This window comes from Robbsia betulipollinis, assembly GCF_026624755.1.
Taxonomy (GTDB): Bacteria; Pseudomonadota; Gammaproteobacteria; order Burkholderiales; family Burkholderiaceae; genus Robbsia; species Robbsia betulipollinis.
The window spans coordinates 1-1,659 of sequence record NZ_JAPMXC010000027.1 but is presented as its reverse complement, the minus strand read 5'-3'; the positions used below and the strand labels follow the sequence as shown (position 1 = coordinate 1,659).

Genomic DNA, 1,659 nt, shown 5'->3' with positions numbered 1-1,659 from the left:
CGGTGACTGTCAAGGTAGTTGGAACGTGATCTACGCGGCCTCTAATTCAGGCAAGATGCTTCGCATTTCGTGATCTGTTCGCGGATTAAGCCAGACACTGCCAATAGGTTGCCAGTTGCGCAGTTGGCCAGACCATCGTGCCGGGTGTTGCTGCCGTGCAAGTTCATAGAGCTGTTTGCGTTTTTCAAGAATCAGCGCATCCTCTGCCGCATGGCGTTGAGCGGGTGCGACGAACCGTATCGCACTATGGCGATGCTCGTGGTTGTACCAATTGATGAAGTGATGCACCCACACGCGTGCGTCTTGCAAGCTGGCGAAGCCGTCGGGCGGGTAGCCCGGGCGGTACTTGCAAGTACGGAATAAGGCTTCCGAGAAGGCATTGTCGTTTGATACCCGGGGACGGCTATGCGAGGCAGTAATACCCAGTTTTTCTAATGTCACTTGCAGCGTCGAGCCTTTCATTGCACTGCCATTGTCTGCGTGCAATACAAGCGGTTGATGCAGACACTGCTCACGCAGCACGGCGCGCTGAATGACCGTGCTGCTGTTCACCATATTCTCCGCCTCGAACACTTCCGCACCCACGATCTTGCGGCTGTAGATATCGACGATGAGATACAAGTAATAAAACTGCCCACGCACGCTCGCGCCCAGATACGTCACGTCCCAGCTCCAGAGCTGATTCGGCCCGTCTGCGCGGTGCCTGCGTGGTGGCCCTAAACGCCGTGGTGCGGCGGCTCGCCCTCGGCGATGCTGTGCGTTGGCCTCACGCAATACGCGATAGTAGGTCGACTCCGATGCCAGGTAACACGCCTCCTCGTCAAGCAGGCGAGGCACAATTTGCGAGGGCGGCAGGCTGGCATACTCCGGGCGCAGGCAAGTTTGAAGTACCGCCTCGCGCTCCGCCCGGCTCAGCGCGTGTGAGGGCTTGGCACGCACCGCGTTGCGTCGTCCATCCTCAACACCCGCTGACCAGCGGCGATAAGTGTTCAGTCCGATATGCATCTCAGCGCACGCTCGATCAAGGCGAGCACCCGCCTGCCTTGCCGCATCGACCAATGCCACTGCATGCTGGCGATCTAGGACATTGGTCATTCTTCCTCGCCCCCCCAGATCGCCCGCGCTTTTTTTCTGAGCGTCAGCAAGGCCGCCGTTTCTGCTAACGCTGCGTTCTTACGACGTAGTTCGCGCTCCAAGTCCTTGCTGCGCTTGCGTTCAACCTTCAGCGCCTCGCTGTCTTGGCGGCCACCCTGCTGACTACGTGTGTTGGCCTGCTCACAACTGGCGCGCCACCGGCGAAGTTGTTCGGGAAATAAGCCGCGACGCCGACAATACTCGGCCAGCTCCATTTCCGACAATGCCGCGCTCTCCAAGACCGCATTGAACTTGTCTTGCGAACTCCAGCTTTCGCTGTCAGGGGCGTTGCCAGGTAGCAGGCGTCCTCGCCCACGAGCGGCATTACGCCAGTTGTATATGGTCGCTTCGGATATGCCTTCTGCCTTGGCCACTTCCACCACTGTGCGATTGTGCGGTGCTAGCAACTGCTTCAGGATCGCTTCCTTACGCTCTTCAGAATACTTCATCGGAATCTTCTCTCTGCCCCCGTCAGGGTTCAAACTCTAACAGCAATTCAGGTTCCAACTATTCTGACAGCGGGGG

The 1,659-nt window shown here is 58.3% G+C and carries 1 pseudogene; it reads right to left on the bottom strand.

Annotation, left to right across the window (positions count from 1 at the left end):
* Positions 1–30: 30 nt before the first annotated feature.
* Positions 31–1,583 (bottom strand): annotated as a pseudogene (locus OVY01_RS22880) (IS3 family transposase).
* Between the last annotated feature and the right edge of the window lie 76 nt (positions 1,584–1,659).